General features: G+C 71.4%; 18 protein-coding genes. 15 read left to right on the top strand and 3 right to left on the bottom strand.

What is annotated here, in order from left to right; all coding sequences use genetic code 11:
* The first annotated feature begins 10 nt into the window (after positions 1-10).
* Together ACIQWR_RS22305 and ACIQWR_RS22300 are read left to right on the top strand one after the other, a co-directional pair.
* Positions 11-1288 (top strand): thymidine phosphorylase, encoded by a 1278-nt coding sequence (locus ACIQWR_RS22305; RefSeq protein WP_404012204.1) that lies wholly within the window; start codon positions 11-13, stop codon positions 1286-1288.
* Positions 1289-1528: 240 nt separating this feature from the next.
* Positions 1529-1882: a hypothetical protein gene (locus ACIQWR_RS22300; RefSeq protein WP_404012201.1), complete on the top strand. Its 354-nt coding sequence runs from the start codon at positions 1529-1531 to the stop codon at positions 1880-1882.
* Here the strand turns inward: ACIQWR_RS22300 and ACIQWR_RS22295 are convergent.
* On the bottom strand, positions 1778-2755 hold the full coding sequence (locus ACIQWR_RS22295) for a sigma-70 family RNA polymerase sigma factor (protein ID WP_404012198.1): 978 nt from the start codon (positions 2753-2755) through the stop codon (positions 1778-1780). The two genes, ACIQWR_RS22300 and ACIQWR_RS22295, sit on opposite strands and share 105 nt — an antisense overlap.
* A gap of 93 nt (positions 2756-2848) precedes the next feature.
* The gene (locus tag ACIQWR_RS22290) at positions 2849-3904 is read right to left on the bottom strand and encodes a ScbA/BarX family gamma-butyrolactone biosynthesis protein (RefSeq protein WP_404012195.1); all 1056 of its coding nucleotides are present in this window, start codon (positions 3902-3904) and stop codon (positions 2849-2851) included.
* A 345-nt stretch (positions 3905-4249) separates the two neighbouring features.
* On the opposite strand from ACIQWR_RS22290, the gene ACIQWR_RS22285 reads away from it, so the two are divergent.
* Positions 4250-4891 (top strand): ScbR family autoregulator-binding transcription factor, encoded by a 642-nt coding sequence (locus ACIQWR_RS22285; protein WP_399259582.1) that lies wholly within the window; start codon positions 4250-4252, stop codon positions 4889-4891.
* Between the two features lie 77 nt (positions 4892-4968).
* Here the strand turns inward: ACIQWR_RS22285 and ACIQWR_RS22280 are convergent, their stop codons facing one another.
* Complete coding sequence (locus ACIQWR_RS22280; protein ID WP_404012192.1) at positions 4969-5667, bottom strand: TetR family transcriptional regulator; 699 nt, start codon at positions 5665-5667, stop codon at positions 4969-4971.
* Between the two features lie 158 nt (positions 5668-5825).
* Here ACIQWR_RS22280 and ACIQWR_RS22275 point away from each other — a divergent pair, with 158 nt between their 5' ends.
* The 12 genes from ACIQWR_RS22275 to ACIQWR_RS22220 all read left to right on the top strand — a co-directional run bounded on the left by ACIQWR_RS22275 (position 5826) and on the right by ACIQWR_RS22220 (position 17664).
* Positions 5826-6707: a helix-turn-helix domain-containing protein gene (locus ACIQWR_RS22275; protein ID WP_399259584.1), complete on the top strand. Its 882-nt coding sequence runs from the start codon at positions 5826-5828 to the stop codon at positions 6705-6707.
* 18 nt (positions 6708-6725) lie between these two features.
* On the top strand, positions 6726-7583 hold the full coding sequence (locus ACIQWR_RS22270; RefSeq protein ID WP_404012189.1) for an MBL fold metallo-hydrolase: 858 nt from the start codon (positions 6726-6728) through the stop codon (positions 7581-7583).
* 179 nt (positions 7584-7762) lie between these two features.
* Positions 7763-8407, top strand: coding sequence for an AAA family ATPase (locus ACIQWR_RS22265; protein WP_399259586.1), 645 nt, complete (start codon positions 7763-7765; stop codon positions 8405-8407).
* Between the two features lie 117 nt (positions 8408-8524).
* The gene (locus ACIQWR_RS22260) at positions 8525-9319 is read left to right on the top strand and encodes an AAA family ATPase (RefSeq protein ID WP_385775246.1); all 795 of its coding nucleotides are present in this window, start codon (positions 8525-8527) and stop codon (positions 9317-9319) included.
* A gap of 38 nt (positions 9320-9357) precedes the next feature.
* Positions 9358-10845, top strand: a complete 1488-nt coding sequence (locus ACIQWR_RS22255) for an MFS transporter (protein ID WP_404012185.1) — start codon at positions 9358-9360, stop codon at positions 10843-10845.
* Between the two features lie 203 nt (positions 10846-11048).
* Complete coding sequence (locus ACIQWR_RS22250; RefSeq protein ID WP_404012182.1) at positions 11049-11801, top strand: HAD family hydrolase; 753 nt, start codon at positions 11049-11051, stop codon at positions 11799-11801.
* Complete coding sequence (locus ACIQWR_RS22245; RefSeq protein ID WP_404012179.1) at positions 11798-13147, top strand: class I adenylate-forming enzyme family protein; 1350 nt, start codon at positions 11798-11800, stop codon at positions 13145-13147. Before ACIQWR_RS22250 ends, ACIQWR_RS22245 begins: the two co-directional genes overlap by 4 nt.
* Complete coding sequence (locus tag ACIQWR_RS22240; protein WP_404012176.1) at positions 13144-13905, top strand: SDR family NAD(P)-dependent oxidoreductase; 762 nt, start codon at positions 13144-13146, stop codon at positions 13903-13905. The genes ACIQWR_RS22245 and ACIQWR_RS22240 overlap by 4 nt, the downstream gene beginning before the upstream one ends.
* Positions 13899-14183 carry an acyl carrier protein gene (locus tag ACIQWR_RS22235; RefSeq protein ID WP_330332185.1) on the top strand — a complete coding sequence of 95 codons (285 nt, stop codon included), beginning with the start codon at positions 13899-13901 and terminating at the stop codon, positions 14181-14183. Before ACIQWR_RS22240 ends, ACIQWR_RS22235 begins: the two co-directional genes overlap by 7 nt.
* Positions 14184-14193: 10 nt before the next feature.
* On the top strand, positions 14194-15252 hold the full coding sequence (locus tag ACIQWR_RS22230; RefSeq protein ID WP_404012173.1) for an AvrD family protein: 1059 nt from the start codon (positions 14194-14196) through the stop codon (positions 15250-15252).
* Positions 15253-15385: 133 nt separating this feature from the next.
* Positions 15386-16126 carry an AAA family ATPase gene (locus ACIQWR_RS22225; protein ID WP_404012171.1) on the top strand — a complete coding sequence of 247 codons (741 nt, stop codon included), beginning with the start codon at positions 15386-15388 and terminating at the stop codon, positions 16124-16126.
* Positions 16123-17664: an MFS transporter gene (locus ACIQWR_RS22220; RefSeq protein ID WP_404012168.1), complete on the top strand. Its 1542-nt coding sequence runs from the start codon at positions 16123-16125 to the stop codon at positions 17662-17664. Before ACIQWR_RS22225 ends, ACIQWR_RS22220 begins: the two co-directional genes overlap by 4 nt.
* The last annotated feature ends 1 nt before the right edge of the window (position 17665 follow it).

Genomic DNA, 17665 nt, shown 5'->3' with positions numbered 1-17665 from the left:
AAGTCATCCCATGGACGTCATCTCCGTCATCAGGACCAAGCGTGACCGCGGCGAGCTGAGCCCCGAGCAGATCGACTGGGTCATCGACGCGTACACGCGCGGTGTCGTCGCCGACGAGCAGATGTCGGCCCTGGCGATGGCCATCCTGCTCAACGGCATGAACCGGACCGAGATCGCCCGCTGGACCGCCGCGATGATCGCGAGCGGCGAGCGCATGAACTTCGACTCGCTCTCCCGCCCGACCGCCGACAAGCACTCCACCGGCGGCGTCGGTGACAAGATCACCCTGCCGCTGGCTCCGCTCGTCGCCGCCTGCGGCGCGGCCGTACCGCAGCTCTCCGGGCGGGGCCTCGGCCACACCGGCGGCACCCTGGACAAGCTGGAGTCCATCCCCGGCTGGCGCGCGCTGCTCTCCAACGAGGAGATGCTGCACGTCCTGGACACCACCGGCGCGGTCATCTGCGCGGCGGGCGACGGGCTGGCCCCGGCCGACAAGAAGCTGTACGCGCTGCGCGACGTCACCGGCACCGTCGAGGCGATCCCGCTGATCGCGTCCTCGATCATGTCCAAGAAGATCGCCGAGGGCACGGGCTCGCTGGTGCTCGACGTGAAGGTCGGCTCCGGCGCCTTCATGAAGAACATCGAGGACGCGCGCGAGCTGGCCTCGACGATGGTCGGCCTCGGCACCGACCACGGGGTCAAGACCGTCGCGCTGCTGACCGACATGTCCACCCCGCTCGGCCTGACCGCGGGCAACGCGCTGGAGATCCGCGAGTCGGTGGAGGTGCTCGCCGGCGGCGGCCCCTCCGACGTGGTCGAGCTGACCCTGGCGCTCGCCCGCGAGATGCTGGCGGCCGCCGGCATCCGCGACGCGGACCCGGCGAAGGCGCTGGCCGACGGGTCGGCCATGGACGTGTGGCGCCGGATGATCGCGGCCCAGGGCGGCGACCCGGACGCGGCCCTGCCGGTGGCCCGCGAGCAGCACGTCATCACCGCCCCGGCCTCGGGCGTGCTGACCCGCACGGACGCGTACGCGGTCGGCGTGGGCGCCTGGCGCCTGGGCGCGGGCCGCGCCCGCAAGGAGGACCCGGTGCAGGCGGGCGCGGGCATCGAGCTGCACGCGAAGCCGGGCGACGCCGTCGTGGCGGGCCAGCCCCTGATGACGCTGCACACGGACACCCCGGAGAAGTTCGAGTACGCGCTGGCGGCCCTCGACGGCTCCTTCGACATCGCCCCGGCGGGCACCTCCTTCACGGCGACCCCGATCGTGCTGGACCGCATCGCGTAGGCCGTCTCTTTCGGATCGTGCCGGGCCCGCGGCGTCCGGCACCGCACCTGGCCGCACTGCCGGGGCAACCGAGTACGTCCAGTACACGGACGCCCCGGCAGCGCGGCCATGCACGGCACCGGACGCCGCGGGCTCGACCGACAAGATCCGAAAGAGACGACCTGGCGCCCCCGCGCCCCTGAGCGACCCCGATCCCCGCCCCCGCCGATGAGTTCCGGCGGGGGCGGGGGTCATTGAGGCGTGGAGACGAAACGGTTCGTGGTGCCCGGGCCCGGGATGACGGTGGCGGAGGCCGAGGAGGCCCTCGCGCGGCTCGCCGGCGGGGCGGGGGTGGTGTGGGACGTCGGCGCCGTCACCGAGCCCGGCCTGGCGGCCGTGGAGGCCCTCGCACGGCTCGCGCTGGCCGCGCGCCGGGGCGGGGCCGCGCTGACCGTCACGGGAGCCGGAGCGGGGCTCCTGGCCCTGCTCCGGCTGACCGGGCTGGCGGGGTCAGTCGAGGTGCTCGGGGAGCCCGAAGAGGGGGAACCAGCGGGCGGTGTCCAAGAAGGCGTTGAGGCCGACGATCCGGCCCTCGGAGACCTCCAGGACCTGTAGGGCCCAGGGAGCGTGTCCCCGGCCGTCCGCCGCCGGCCGGTACTGGCCGAAGGCGGGCATGCCGTTGGCCGTGGTGGGGAGCAGGCGCGAGCCGCGGCAGCCGATGCCCTGGTTCAGGTGCCAGGCGGCGATGTCCTCGGGACCCTGGAGCCACAGGTCGAACGGCGGCATCGACAGGACGGCGTCCTCGTGCAGCAGGGTGGTCAGCCGCGAGATGTCGTAGGCCTCGAAGGCGGCGAGGTACTGCTCCAGCAGCTTCGCCTGGTCGGCGTCGAGCGGGTCCGCCGCTTCGCTCGGGCGGATCCGACCGGCGGCCAGGGTGGCCCGCGCGCGCTGGAGGGCGCTGTTGACCGAGGCCACGCTGGTCTCCAGCAGGGTGGCGACCTCGTCCGCCTTCCAGGCCAGCACCTCGCGCAGGATCAGCACCGCCCGCTGCTTGGCCGGCAGGTGCTGCAGGGCCGCGACGAAGGCGAGCCGGACGGACTCCTTGGCCAGGGCCAGCTCGGCCGGGTCGGCGGTCTGGGGGATCACCCGCCCGTCCGGCACCGGCTCCAACCAGGTCACCTCGGGGCGCTCGCTCAGGACGGCGGAGGCCTGGTGCTGCGGGGCCGTGAGGTCCATCGGGCGGGCCCGCTTCTTCCCCGCGGCCAACAGGTCCAGGCAGACGTTGGTGGCGATGCGGTAGAGCCAGGACCGCAGCGAGGAGCGGCCCTCGAACTTCTCGTAGCTGCGCCACGCACGGATGTAGGTGTCCTGCACCGCGTCCTCGGCGTCGAAGGCCGAGCCGAGCATCCGGTAGCAGTACCCGGTCAGCTCGGTCCGGTGGCGGTCCATCGCCGAGTCCAGCTCCGACCGCGTGGCGAGGTCACTCATGATCGTCGAACCCCCAAGTAGATCCCGATACTTGGGACGCTACCCGAGGGGTCCGACAACGGCACCGCAAGGCCCCGGCGCGCTCCCCGGCGTCTACGCCGAGACCGCCGGCTGGATGGTCGGCTGGAGGCCGGGGTGGACCGGGGAGTGGGTCACCGCGGGGCCCGGCAGGGGGCGCCGGGCGGGCAGCGGGGTGGTGCTGACACGAGCCGTGAACAGCTCCTGGCCCTCCTGGTGGATGGCCACCCGGACCCGGCCGGTGCCCTGTTCCGGTTCCGCTTCGACCCAGCACGGGGCGTCGAGCTCGGCGAAGCGGGTGAACTTGGTGTCCATCGCCGCGGCCATGGCCCGCGCGGGCCCGGCGACGACGTGGGCGGCCTGGCGGGCGGCCTCCAGCATGAGCGCGCCGGGGACGTGGTCGACGGGGTGGTCGAAGAGCACGGGGTGGTCGGTGTCCACGCGCAGCTGCCAGCGGTGCGGGGAGGTGGTGGCGGCCAGGACGACGTTCTCCCGCAGCTCGTGGCCCACCAGCTTCGGCGAGACGGGCAGCGGCACCGGCACAGCGGCGGCGAGGGCGGTGTCCACGTCGGCGTACTCGGCCCGCAGCCGGCGGTAGATGGCGGGCGCGTGGCTGCTGAAGCGGGTCTGGGCGCTGCCGAGCCAGACGCCGTCGCGCCGGGCCTCCACGTGCAGGGAGAGGGCGCCGAGCTTGCCGCGGCGCTGGACCACGTCGTGGCAGTTGACGTAGAGGGTGACCTCGGCGGGCCGCAGCCGGGCCTGCAGGGCGTCCGCGCCGGGGGCTATCGCGTAGCGGAAGTACTCCCAGATCAGGTGGTGGCCGAAGGGGACGGTGTACGCGGCGTGCGAGAGCAGCGGGAAGATCTGCCGCACGGTCTCGGCGAAGAGGAGCGGGTCGTGCAGGCCGTTCTGGGAACGGTAGAAACTGTGGGCGCGCGGCCATTGGGCGGTGATGGTGAAGGAGTCCTGGGCGTCCCGGTGCCAGCCGGTCAGCAGGACCTCCGCCAGGGCGGCCTTGTGGACGTACTCGCGGGGGACCGTGGTGGTGACGGTGGCCGGCGGTTCGGCCGGTCCGCCGAAGGGGAGCTGCGTGATGGCGCCGGACTGGTAGCGGGCGTACTCGAACTCCATGTGAATCCCCCAGAGATGGCCGTGCGCGAACCGGTGTGGAGCAGACGTGGTGCAGATGCGTCGCGGAAGCGGGGCAGGTGCGTGGCTGTACCGGAGCAGGCCGGCCGAGAGCCCTTCGGACGAGGTCCGGGGTGGCCGGCACGAATTAAACTAGAGAGTGCTCGTTTTGTTTGTCGAGCGGGAACGGGTGGAAAGTCGAGAGTGGCTTGAACTGGCTGCCGGAGGATGCGTTCATCGGAGGGAGGTCCCACCCCAGCCCTCCGGCCCGCTGGCATAACATAGAGGGCGTTCGTTTTTTTGCGAGGGGTGCTCGCACCATCCGACCCAGGCGCAAGTGGAGTGATCGTGTCGCAGGCCAGGCAAGCCCGAGCCATCCGGACCCGAGAGAAGATCCTCCGGGCTGCCGCCGAAGTGTTCGACGAACACGGTTTCTCCGGCGCCAGCATGAACAAGATCGTGCGCACGGCGGACACCACCATGGGCGCGATGTACTTCCACTTCGCCTCCAAGGAGGAGATCGCGAAGGCGGTGATGGCCGAGCAGGCCACCGACCTGTCCTTCACCGAGGGTGAGGACGGCCTGCAGCGGCTGATCTACATCAACCTCGAAGTGGCCCACCAGATGCGCACCAATGTGCTGTTCCGGGCCGGTGTGCGGCTCGCGGTGGAGCAGGGCGAGTTCGGCATGCGGGACGCGGCCCCGTACCGGCTGTGGATCGACCTCTTCCGCGGGCAGCTCGAAGCGGCCCGGCAGCGGGGGGAGTTGCTGCCCGGCGTGGACGTCGACGACTTCGCCGAGGTGCTCGTCGGGGCCTACACGGGAACCCAGTTGATGTCGAACATCACCACCGGCCGGGAGAACCTCATAGGGCGGATCAGCGCCCTGTGGGGATACCTGCTGCCCTCCATCGCGGCTCCCGCGGTGATCTCCGGTCTGGACCTGACGGGCGCCGCGCGCGTCGAGGGGCAGGACGCGGCCAAGGTCTGAGCGGGCCCGCGATCCCCGGGAGCCGGCCGCCCCGAGCGGCCGGAGCCGGTGCCGGACCCGTCCATCCAGGGGTGTTTTCAGGCCACCGAGGGATCCTTGCCGGGTGACGAGGGCCCCGGGGCCCCGCTGTCAGACCCGGAGGAAACGGAAGTACGGGAGATTCCGGACCACAGAACCTCCCACACTTCGGCCAGCCGGCCCCGCACGCTCCACGCGTTTCCCGCGGGCGACTCGTACTGCCGCTGCGCGGACACCTCCAGGCTGGAGACGAGGCAGGCGACGAGCACCCCGACGATTTCGGGGTCGGTGCCCGGACCGCGCTCCAACTCGCCGCCGCGGTGGGCCCGGTCCAGCAGTGAGCGCACGGCCGGGGTCCAGGAGTCGTACCAGTCGGCCGTCACCGGCAGCTCGCGCGAGAGCCGCGCGGCGGCCCGGACGACGGGTTGTTTTTCCAGCAGACGCGCGAGCGTCTGTGTCACCTCGGTGAGCGCCTCCAGCGCCGAACCGCCCGGACCGGTGGACCCGGCGGCCTCCTCGACGGCGTCGGCGGTCAGGTCGTGACCCCGCTCGCACACCGCCTCCGCCAGGTCGTTCTTCGCCGGGAAGTGGAAGGTCAGGGCGCCGATGGTGGCCATCGCCGACCTGCTGATCCGGGTGAGCGAGGTGCCCGAGTAACCCCTTCGGGCGAACTCGTCCCCCGCCGCCTCGATGAGGAGGTTGCGGGTCCGGCCCGCCCTCTCCTGCTTCGTACCCGCACGTACGTGGTGTGTCGTCATGGCTGGTCCCTTGGTGGACGGTGTCCGGCGTCGTTCCGGCCCCCCGGCCGTGCCCTGCCTACGTAGCATCCCAGAAAAACAAAGCGAGTACTCTCTATGGTGTAGAAAAAAGAGCGAGCGTTCTCTACGCTTACCGGGGAGTGAGGAGGAGATGCACGATGACTCGTAACGCACCGCGGCTCGTGGACCCGAAACTCGCCGAACTAGGACACTTCCTCGCCGAGCGCCGGGCCGAGGTCACCCCCCAGCAGGTCGGACTCCCCGGCGGAGCGGCCCGCCGGGTGCCAGGACTGCGTCGCGAGGAGGTCGCGATGCTCGCCGGCATCGGGGCCTCCTGGTACGCCTGGATCGAACAGGGCCGCGCCAAGAACGTCTCCCCGGAGATCCTCGGCGCCATCGCCCGGGTGCTCCGGCTCGATGAGGCCCAGCGCCTCTACGCCATGCGGCTGGCCGGCTACGCGGCCGTCGGTCGCCCCCGACGCTGCGCCGACGACGACCTGCCGCTGCTGCTCCAGGTCGTCGACGGTTTCCTCCCCAGCCCCGCCTACGTGCTGGACCACTGCTGGGACGTCACCGCCGCCAACGCCACCGCGACCCGACTGCTCGGCCTCGGCGGCGACCGCTCCAACTACCTGCGCACGCTCTTCCTCGACCCCGCCGCCCGCGACCGCTTCCCCCAGTGGGACCAGGAGGCCGCCGCGGCCGTCGCCGCCTTCCGCGCCCAGGGCGGCGAGCTGCTCGCCGATGCCCGACTCGGCGCGCTGGTGCGCGAACTCACCGAACACAGCCCGGTGTTCGCCGCCCTCTGGGCCCGCCACCGGGTCGCCGACCGGGCCGACGGGGCCCAGCGACTGCGCCACCCCGACCTGGGCGAGCTGGAGTTCACCAAGGTCTCGCTGTGCGTCAACGGCCGGGCCGGACTCCAACTGGTCCTGCTCAGCCCGCAGTACGGAACCGCCGAGTTAACCGAGCAATGGGCCGCCTCCGGGCGGTCCGACGCGCTGACCCGCCCCCTGGGCGGGCGCGGCGCCACCGTCTGAGAAGAGGACCGATCCGCCATGACGACCGCCACCCGGTGGAACACCCCGGCCACCGCGCCGCGCACCCTGCGCTTCGGTGAGCACACCGTCACCTGGCTGCCCGACGGGTACGTACAGCTCGACCCCCGCCGCTGGCTCCCCGACACCACGGACGCGGACTGGGCCGGCGAGAACGCCGAACTCCTGGACCCCGAAGGCTTCTTGGCGGCCTCCATCGGCGCCCTCCTGATCCAGCACGGCGACCGCGCGATGCTCGTGGACGCGGGCTTCGGCCCCCACGACATCCCCGCCGCGCACACCCACCCCGCGCTCGGCGCCCTCGTCGGCGGGCAACTCCCCGCGGCCCTCGAAGCCGTCGGCGTGGACCCCGCCGCCGTCGAACTGATCGCCTTCAGCCACCTCCACGACGACCACTTCGGCTGGGCCTTCCGCCCCGGCCAGGGCCTCGCCTCCCCCTTCGTGAACGCGTCCTTCGCGGCCTCGGCCGCCGAATGGGCCAACTGGGCCCAGCCCACCGCCGGTTCGCCCCGGGTGCGGACCGTCGAGGACGGCGAGGAGATCTTCCCCGGGGTCACCGCCCGGCTGACCCCCGGACACACCGGCGGACACACCTCCTACGTCCTCGCCTCCGGCGAGCGCCGACTGATCGCCTTCGGCGACGTCTTCCACACCCCCGCCCAGTTCCCCCGCCCCGACTGGCGGGTGGCGATGGACTCGCTGCCCGAGCGCGGGGTCGACTCCCGGCGCGCGCTGCTCGCCGAGCTGGCCCGCCCCGGCACCATCGCCTTCGCCAACCACTTCTCCGATGTGGTCTTCGGGCGACTCGGCGACAATTCCGGTACCCCTTGCTGGGAACCTTTGGCAGAATTTTCCTGAAAAACGGCGTGGCACTTGCAGATCTTCCGTCCCGGCTTCAGAATTCATGGAGCCGGGGCTTTCTGTGTGTGCCAGCCGGCTCTTCGCCCTGCCCCGCCTATTGGTGTTGGCAACAGGTGTCGTGCTCATAGCAGCAAGAGAGGCTGGGAAATAGCCCGGGCTGCTGAAATGATTTCTGCATGAGCCAGAGAATCGCCATTGTCGGCGCCTACGGATCTGGAAAGACCCTCCTCTCCGAGGCCCTCTCCGAAGTGACCGGACTTCCCTACACCCAGGGCACCGCCATGCGGGAGCCCATCGGTGGGGAGGGAAAGCACATCTGGAACTGGACCGAGGGTGAGCTGCTCCAGCTGACCGTGAAGCGCTACGCCGAGCGCACCCTCAACGAAGCGGCCCACCCGGCCGGCTTCATCAGTGACGGATCGATCATCCACGAGTGGGTGTTCGCCAAGCTCCGCCTGGTCCTGGGCCCGAATCCGGGCACCGAGCAGTCGGTCGACAGCCGCTTCCGCGGCGAGGTCACCGCGGCCTACGAGGACGTCGCGGACCACATCGGCAGGCTCGCGGTGCGGCACGCGAAGACCGCGTACGACGCTTTCTACCACCTGCCGATCGAATTCCCGCTGGACGAGGACAACCGTCCCATCAACGACATCTTCCGCAAGCTGTCGGACGAGGTCCTGCTGCCCGCCCTCGCGGACACCGGAATTCCGATCCACACGATCACCGGAACTCCCGCCGAGCGGCTCCAGCAGATCATCGAGATCAGCGGCCTGCCGACCGTCGTGGACATCGACAAGGCGCTCGCGTCCGTCCAGAAGTAATACCGCTCGAAATGCGCACCCACGCGCGAAAGCGGACACGCTCCCTCGGAAAGTAGCTCCACTCGGCTCCACTCAGCTCCACTCACCCCAGGCGCCACCAGAGAAAGGTCACCGAAAATGCAGCTCGAGGTTCCCAAGTGGGGCGACAAGCCCGATCTCAAACTGGCGATATCCGGCACCTACTCGTCCGGCAAGTCGACCACCACGGAAGCCCTCTCCATCGCGACCGGCATCCCCCGGACGCACGCCAAGACCTCCCGTGAGCTGCTGGTCGACCTCGTCCCCGGCAAGACGGTGATGGAGCTCAACGCCATGGAGCTGGTCAAGCTGGGCCTGCGCCGCTACGAGGAGCGCCTCGTCAACGAGGCCGGCACCGGCGCGTTCATCTCCGACGGTGGCGTCTTCCACGAGTGGGTGTACTTCGAGGCCCGCATGCGGGTCGGCATCAACCCCGGCATGCCGTGGTGGTTCCAGACGATCAAGAAGTCCCTGGGCGTGGTCTCGAAGGGCTTCTACCAGAAGTACACGGACACCCTCGGCGACATACAGAAGGACCGCGCCAAGCGGTCCTACGACGCCTACGTCCACCTGCCCGTCGAGTTCGACATGGACCGCGACGGCCACCGCCCGGTCTCCGAGGAGTTCCGTCGGCTCTCCGACGACCTGCTCATCGGCGCGCTGGACGAGATCAAGATCCCGTACCGCGTCGTGGGCGGCCCGATCCCGCAGCGCATCGAGAAGATCGTCGAGATCTTCGAGCTGCCGATCGTCGTCCCGATCAAGGAGGCCATCGAGGAGGCGGAGCGCCGCGTGGCCGCCGACATCTCGGACCTCCAGAGCAACCTCGCGTACATGGAAGCCATGCGGAAGAAGTCCTTCGGCAAGCGGCTCGCGTACGCCTTCCGTTACTGATCCACCCGTCCTTGACCGTCCGACCGGAAGGAAATGGCGTGCCCACCAGCGTGCAGGCCAAGCCGCGTCGTCTCGGAGCGATTCTCGGCCTGCTGGCCTTCGCCCAGATGATCATCGCGATCGACTACAACATCATGTTCGTGGCCCTGCCCGACATCGGCAGCGACCTCGGATTCTCCGCCCAGAACCTGCAGTGGGTGATCTCGGCCTACTCGGTCGCCTTCGGCGGCTTCCTGCTGCTCGGCGGACGCGCCACCGACCTCTTCGGTCGAAAGAACATGTTCCTCTTCGGCCTCTTCCTCTACGCGGCCTCCTCGATCGCCGGTGGCCTGGCCACCGACTCGTGGCTGCTGGTCGCGGCCCGCGTGGTCCAGGGCCTCGGCGGCGCGTTCCTCGCACCCGCCACCCTCTCCCTGGTCACGACGCTCTTCGCCGAGGGCACCGAGCGCAACCGGGCCCTCGCGGTCTGGGGCGGCGCCGGCGGCTTCGGCATGGTGCTCGGCGCCATCCTCGGCGGCATCCTGACCGACGCCTTCGGCTGGCAGGCCGTCATGTGGGTCAACGTCCTGTGCGCCGGTGCGGCCATGGCCTACGGCATCAGCGCCCTGCCCACCACGGCGAAGACCACCGCCAGCGGCTTCGACCTCCCCGGCGCCGTCACCGGCACCGTGGCCTCCACGCTGCTCGTCTTCACCCTGGTCAACGGCCCCGAGGTGGGCTGGGGTTCGGCCACCACCATCGGCAGCCTGATCGCCACGGTGGTCATGTTCGCCATCTTCCTCACCATCGAGTCGAAGACCCGCGCCCCGATGATGCCGCTGCGGCTCTTCACCAACCGCAACGTCTCCGTCGGCACCACGATCACCTTCCTCTTCATGGCGACCTTCGGTGCCTACGCCTACTTCCTCACCCAGTACTGGCAGGTCGTCCAGGGCTACAGCGCCTGGGCCACCGGCTTCGCCTTCCTGCTCCCCTCCGGCTGCGTCCTGATCGGAACCGTGGCCGCCGGGAAGCTGATGAACTCCTACGGCGCCCGCAAGACCCTGCTGATCGCCCTCACGGTCGGCCTGGTGGGTACCGTCGCCCTCGCCCTGACGCTGACCCAGGACAGCTCGTACGCGGTCATCGCCGCACCGCTGGTCGTCCTCTCCCTCGGCCAGGGCGTCATCTTCACCGCCATGTTCGCCGCCTCCACCACCGGCGTCGCGGACGAGGACCAGGGCATCGGCTCGGGCGTCGCCCAGACCGGCCAGCAGATCGGCGGCGCCGTCGGCCTCGCGGTCCTCATCGCCATCGCGGCCTCCGCCGCGGGCGGCGACGGGGCCACCGACCCGGCGCTGCTCACCGACGGGATCCTCGCCGCGACCTGGGCCACCGCCGCAGGCATCGCGCTGACCTTCCTGGCCACGCTCGCCCTTAAGAAGCCCTCCGCCACCCAGGTGGTGGAGGCGAGCGCCGCACCGGCCGAACCGGCCGCCGCGGCCGACCCGATCACGGTGACGGCACCCGTCACCGAGCGCGTCTGACGCATCCACCCCCGCTGCGTCCGACGCCCCGCGCGCGGCTCCCTCCTCCCAACTTCCCCCGTGGGGGAGGGGGCCGCCCGCACGGACCGCACCACCGCACCACCGCACCACCGCACCCGCACCCGCACCCGCACCACCGCACGGAGAGATCGCTCACCGAGACCCACGCACCGCACCATCCCGGCCGGAAGTGGAGAGACGCAGTGAACGGCTACCGCACCGCATTCTTCGACGTGGACGGCACTCTCACGACCGCCCCGAGCATGTTCCGCTTCCTGCGCCACTACCTCGCCGCGCTGGGCAACCCGCCGCACGAGTACACCAGCCGCCGCCGCGAACTGAAGGCGATGAACCAGGTCGGCTGCCCCCGTACGGTCACCAACCGCGCCTACTTCGCCCACCTCGAAGGCGCCTTCGCCGCCGAGGTCTCCTTCCGCGCCGAGGACTGGTTCCGCGACGAACTGCGCTCCGGCACCTTCTTCCACGAACACGGCGTCGCCGCCCTGCGGCGCCACCAGGACGACGGCGCCCGGATCGTCCTGGTCTCCGGCTCCTTCCCCGCCGTCCTCGACCCGATCGCCGAGCACCTCGGCGCCGACGAGGTCTGGTGCACCGAACCCGACATCGCCTGGGGCCGGTACACGGGCCGGCTCACCCGGCCCCCGATGCTCGCCGAGGCCAAGGCCGAGGTGGTCCGGGCCGTCGCCGCCCGCCACCGCACCACGCCGGCCGAGTGCATCGCGTACGGGGACCACATGTCCGACCTGCCGATGCTCAGGGCCGTCGGGTCCGCGGTGGTCGTCGGCGGCGACAAGGTGCTGCGCACCCACGCACGTATCCACGGGTGGTCCCTGCTGCCCGCCGCGCCGGTCCCCCCGGCGCTCGACCTGCCGCAGTGGCACAGCGACCGGCACACGGCCGCTCACGACGAGGTGAAAGAGGTGGAAAGCGTATGACGTCATGGTTCTTCGACCGGATGCGGAGCTTCGGTGAGGCCGATGCCATCGTCTTCAACGGTGTGAGTTACAGCTACGCCCAGCTGGCCAGGCTGACCGGCGAGTGGGAGAGATTCCTCGACCGGGGCGGCGTCCACGCCGGCCAGGTCGTGGCCCTGGAGGGCGTCAGCAGCGTCGAGGCCTGTGCGGGTCTGCTCGCCCTGATCGAGCGCGGCGCGATCATCGTCCCGATGACCCCGCTGCCGCCCGCCAAGCGGGCCGAGTTCCACGAGGTCGCCGAGGTGGAGACGGTCATCACGATCGACTCCCAGCAGTGGCGCCGCAGCATCGAGATCACCGGCCGCTCCTCCGAGCACGAGCTGTACGACCAGCTCCGCACGGACGGGGTCCCCGGACTGGTCCTCTTCAGCTCCGGCACCACCGGCCGCAGCAAGGCCAGCGTCCTCGACTTCTCCAAGGTCCTGTCCAAGTACGGCCCCCCGACCCGCCCCCGGCGCACCCTCGGGTTCCTCAACCTGGACCACATCGGCGGCATCAACACCCTGCTGCACACCCTCAGCCAGGGCGGCGCCCTCGTCACGATCGACGAGCGGACCCCGGACAAGGTCTGCGCGGCCATCGAGGCCAATGCCATCCAGATCCTGCCCACCACCCCCACCTTCCTCAACATGTTGCTGATCTCCCGGGCCTACGAGCGGCACGACCTGTCCTCGCTCCAACTGGTCAGCTACGGCACCGAGCCCATGCCGGAAGGCACCCTGACCCGACTGGGCCAGGCCCTGCCGCAGATCCGGCTCAAGCAGACCTACGGCCTGTCCGAGCTGGGCATCATGCCCACCAAGTCCCGTGACGACGGCAGCCTGTGGGTCAAGCTGGGCGGCGAGGGGTTCTCGTACCGCATCGAGGACGGGATCCTGTGGATCCGCTCCGACATGGCGATGCTCGGCTACCTCAACGCGCCGGCGCCCTTCGACGACGACGGGTTCTTCAACACCCAGGACGCCGTGGAGACGGACGGGGACTACGTCCGGATCCTGGGCCGCAAGTCCGAGCTCATCAACGTCGCGGGGGAGAAGGTCTACCCCAGCGAGGTCGAGAACGTCCTGCTGGAGCTGGACTACGTCGCCGACGCCGTCGTCTCGGGCCGCCCGAGCCACGTCACCGGACAGGTCGTCAAGGCCATCGTCCGCCTCATCGCACCGGTCGAGGACGAGCGGGCGACCGCCCGGCGCATCCGCGAGTACTGCGCCCAGCGCCTGGAGGCCTTCAAGGTCCCGGTGGTGGTCGAGGTGACCACGGCGGACACGCACTCCGACCGGTTCAAGAAGATCCGGAGCGCCGTGTGAGCACGCAGCCCACACCGCCCGCCGACGAGCCCGGGGACGGGCGGGTCGCCGTCGTCAGCGGCGGCAGCCGGGGCCTGGGCCGGGCGCTGACGGAGCGGCTGCTCGCCGCGGGCTGGCGGGTCGCCACCTTCAGCCGCAAGCCCAACGAGTTCACCGAGGAGAAGGCCGCGGCCCTGCCCGAGACCTTCCTGTGGCAGTCGGTGGACCTCCACGAGACCGCGCAGATCCGGCAGTTCACCAAGGCGGTCCAGGGCCGCTTCGGCCGGGTCGACCTCCTCGTGAACAACGCGGGAGTGCTCCACCAGGAGCTCTTCCTCACCCTCGCCCCCCAGCGGGTCGACGACCTGCTGGCGGCGAACCTGACCGCCCCCGTGCACCTCACCCAGGCGTGCGCCCGGCTGATGATGCGCGGCGGCGGATCCATCGTGAACATCTCGTCCATCAACGCCATCCGCGGCTACCGCGGGGTCGCCGTCTACGCGGCGGCCAAGGCGGGCCTGGAGGGGTTCGGCCGGGCACTCGCCCGGGAGCTCGGGCCCGTGGGCATCAGGGTCAACACCGTGACCCCCGGGTTCTTCGACAGCGAGCTGACCTCGGACGTCACCGAGCGGAACCGGGAAAAGATCCAGCACCGGACTCCGCTGGGCCGGCTCGGCAGCGCGGAGGAGATCGCCGACGCGGTCCTCTACCTCGCCTCTTCACAAGCACGTTTCATCACCGGTCAGTCATTGGTCATCGACGGAGGAATCACATGCTGAACGAGCAGAACATCCAGCAGATCATCGAGCGCGAGATCCAGTCCGTGGTCCTCAGCTCGGAGGAGGAAGAGGTATCGCTGGACGACGAGCTGCTCAAGTCCGGGGTGAACTCGCTGATGCTCGCCCAGCTGCTGATCCAGCTGGAGACCGAGCTGGGCGTCGACCCGTTCGCCGCGGACCTGTCCATCACGGAGATACGGACGCTGCGCGAGCTGGTCGGCGCGTACGAGGCGGCCCTCGAGCGTGCGGCCTCGGCCGGTGCGACGGCGGGTGCGTGACGTGTCCGCCGTGACCGAAACACAAACCCCTCGGAAGCTGTTCCTGAAAGCGGTCGACGACTACCTTGGTCCTGCCGAGGGCCGCTTCTTCTCCCGCGGCTACCAGCGGGCCGAGTACCTCGTCCGCGACCTCGTCTCCACCCCGGTCACCGTCGAACGGCCGGGCATCCGGGCCACCGTGGACGTCAGTTACCCGGCCGACTGGTCCCGCAAGAAGAACGGCACGGACCTGCGCCCCCACCTCAGCACGGTGGACGCACTGGTCCTGGGCGTGCAGCTCGCCGAGCTGCACCTGGTCCACGCCTACGGACTGACCGGCGACGCCCGCGGCACCATGCGGCTGCGCAAGGTGGTCCTGCGGGCCGGCGGAGCGCCGCAGGAGGACCTGCTGCGGATCCCCGCCTCCTCGCGCCTGGTGCGCACCGACGACGTCCCCGGGGTCCCGGGGCGGCGGCTGTCCGTCCACGACGGCGCGGTCGGCGAGCTGCGGGTGCGCTGCGAGATCGAGCACGACGAGGGCGTACGGGCCGAGACCGAGGCCGCCTTCCACAGCCTGGACGAGGGCCTCGGCGAGGGCGCGCGGCGCTTCTACGGCGACGGCTTCAAGCGCCGGCGCCACGTCATCCGTGACGTGGTGGTCGACATGGAGGAGCTGGGCGCCACCGCCGGGGTGCACTTCGTCCCCGGTGCCAACGAGGGCCCGGGCGGGCCCGGAGCGCTGGGCGTCGACGCGGCCACCGAACCCTCGGTCTCGCTCGTGGACGCCTTCGTGGTCAACCTCCAGCTGGTCCAGGTGCTCATGTACGAGCTGGACCAGGTGAACCGGGCCGCGAGCAACACCCTGTGGATGATGCAGACCGTGCTCACCGCGGCGGACACGGCCCTGCCGTTGCCGACCCGCGGCGACGAGGCGCAGACCGCCTCGGCACGGCTGACGGCGAAGCGGTTGCTGCCGCTGCGCGGCGGGGTGTGGCGCAGCGTGGACATCGAGGCGGGTCTCGGCGGAGTCGGCGTGCGCGCCTCGTTCGCGCACGAACTCCCGGCCGAGGCCGCCGCCTCGGCCAGCTGAGCGGCCCCGCGGGCGGCTGACCGGTCCCCTCGGCCGGTCGGCCGCCCCGGCCCCCGGGCGCGGGGGCGCCGCCGACCCGGACCCCCGCGCCCCACCCCGGCCACCGAACCGAACACCACCAAAGGAGACACCGATGCGGCTGTCCGTGTCCGGTACCTATTCCGCGGGGAAGACCTCCACGGCCACCGCCCTCGCCTCCTACACCGGTCTCGCCTTCGCCCCCGCCCGACCCATCCGGGAGATACTGCCCGACGCCGTGCCCGGCAAGGCGCTCGCCGAGGTGACGCCCGCCGAGTACATCCAGCTCGCCGTGCGCCGGCACGTCGGCCGGGTGCAGAACGAGGCGCGGCTCGGGGCGCGGGGCGCCGGATTCGTGTCCGACGGCTCCTCGCTCCAGGAATGGATCTACGCGGCCGCCCGGGTCCGCTTCGGGATGGACCCCGCCGCCCCCGCCGCCACCGCGCCGGCCACCGCGGCCATGGGCTTCTTCGCCGAGGCCGTCGACCAGCTCGGCCACGCGATGCGCCAGCACGTGAAGGAGACCTACGACGGCTTCGTGCACCTGCGGGCCACCGCCGCGGCGGTCAAGCCCGGCGGGCACCGCCGGATGCACCCCGACTTCCGCGCGTTCTGCGACGACATGCTGCTGCGGGCGCTGGAGGACCTCGACGTCGACTACCACGTGGTCGAGGGCACCCGCCCGGAGCGGCTGGAGAAGATCGTCGAGCTGTTCGGGCTGCCCGTCGTGCGCTCCGCCGACGAGGCGATCGAGCTGGCGGCCCGCGCCTACGAGGCCATCGACTGGCGGCTGGAGGGCGAGCGCGCGCAGAGCGCCGCCTCCCTGGTCGCCGCGGCCGCGGGAGGTGCCAAGTGAGCGCCTCGACCACCGGGCCCACCCAGCCCGCCCCGCCCACCGAGGCCGTCCCCTACGCGCGCCGCTGGCTGATGCTGCCCGTCGTGCTGGCCGCGCTCTTCATGGCCCAGTTCGACCTCTACGTCGTCAACGTCGCCGCCCCCACCCTCCAGCGGGAGCTGGGCGCCGGACCGGTCGCCCTCGAACTCATCGTCGCCGGCTACGCCTTCACCTACGCCAGCGGTCTGATCACCGGCGGCCGGCTCGGCGACCTCTTCGGCTCCCGCGTGATGTTCCTCGGCGGGGCCCTCGCCTTCACCCTCGCCTCGCTGCTCTGCGGGATCGCCCAGAGCCCCGGCCAGCTCGTCACGGCCCGCCTGCTCCAGGGCGTGACCGGTGCGGCCATGGTGCCGCAGGTGCTCGCGCTGATCACCGGGGTGTTCAGCCCGGCCGAACGACCGCGCGCGCTGGCCTGGTTCGGCTTCACCGTCGGCGTCGGCGCGGTCGCCGGTCAGGTGCTCGGCGGGATGCTGCTCCAGGCGGGTTCCGACGGGCTCGGCTGGCGCGCGATCTTCCTGGTCAACGTGCCCGCCGGGCTGCTGACCTTCCTGCTCGCCCGCCGGCTGGTGCCGAAGCGGGCCGCCGGGGCCGGTCCGCGCGGCGGGCTCGACCCCGTCGGGGCGATCGGGATCCCGGCCGGGCTCGCGCTGGCGCTCGTACCGATGATGCTCGGCGGGGCCGAGGGCTGGCCGCTGTGGACCTGGCTGTGCCTGGCCGCCGCCGTGCCCGTGCTCCTGGGGACCTTCGGGTGGGAGCGGGCCCTGGCCCGCCGGGGCGGGCGGCCGCTGCTCGACCTCTCGCTCTTCAGGATCCGCTCCTTCCACCGCGGCCTGGTGGTCAGCGGGGCGGTCTTCGGAGCGTTCTTCAGCTTCATGTTCGCGCTGACGCTGGTGCTCCAGTCCGGCCTCGGGCTGAGCCCGCTGGCCGCCGGCTTCTCCTTCGCCCCGCTCGGCCTCGCCTTCGCCGGGGCCTCCATGGCCGCGCGCCGGATCCCGCCCGCGCGGGCCGCCCGTACGGTCCTGGGCGGCACGCTGGTCGCCGCCGCCGGACTGGTCGTGCTGCTGGGCGAACTCACCTGGGCCGCCGACCGGATCAGCGCCCTGCGGCTGCTGCTGCCGATGGTCCTCATCGGCCTCGGCAACGGCCTCGCCGTGCCCGCCCTGACCGGCGCGGTGCTCACCGGAGTCGGGCCCGGCCAGGCCGGTTCCGCCGCCGGAGTGCTCACCACGGCCCAGCAGTTCGCCAGCGCGGCCGGAGTGGCCCTGCTCGGCTCCGTCTTCTTCTCGGTGCTCGGCTCCGGGGAGGGACCCAGCGCCTACGCGATCGCGCTGCGCTGGGTCGCCGGGATCGGACTGGTCCTGGTGCTGGTCGCGGCCGCCGCGAGCCGGGCGCTGCTCCGGCCGGAGGACGAGACCGCGGCTGGGACCGGGTCCGGGGCCGGAGCCGCGACCGAGGACCCGCACGTCAAGGACCCGTCGAAGATTCTGGGGAAGGTGTGAC

Source organism: Streptomyces sp. NPDC098789 (assembly GCF_044759975.1).
Taxonomy (GTDB): Bacteria; Actinomycetota; Actinomycetes; order Streptomycetales; family Streptomycetaceae; genus Streptomyces.
This window is presented reverse-complemented; position numbering and strand designations above follow the sequence as displayed.